This window comes from Achromobacter sp. SIMBA_011 (assembly GCF_046535435.1).
GTDB classification, from domain to species: Bacteria; Pseudomonadota; Gammaproteobacteria; order Burkholderiales; family Burkholderiaceae_B; genus Achromobacter; species Achromobacter dolens.
Window position 1 is genome coordinate 1 of sequence record NZ_JAWRWN010000338.1, and the last position, 277, is coordinate 277.

Below are 277 nucleotides of genomic sequence, written 5' to 3' on the forward strand. Positions count from 1 at the left end.
GTTTCGCCCGCTCGACAGGCAACTGGCGCGACCTGCTTTCCGATCCGGAGATTGATGTGATCTCAGTCACCACACCGAATGCCTTTCACCCCGAAATGGCGATTGCCGCACTCGATGCCGGCAAGCATGTCTGGTGCGAAAAGCCGATGGCGCCCGCCTTTACTGACGCGGTGAAGATGCGCGATGCGGCCCGCCGGTCCGGCAAGGCGGCGGCCATGGGCTACAACTACATCCAGAACCCTATGATCCGCCATATGCGCCGCCTGATCGACGAAGG

General features: G+C 61.7%; 1 protein-coding gene. It reads left to right on the top strand.

Annotation, left to right across the window (positions count from 1 at the left end):
• The coding region (locus SB816_RS31210) for a Gfo/Idh/MocA family protein (RefSeq protein ID WP_410548141.1) at positions 1-277 on the top strand (277 nt) is incomplete at both ends.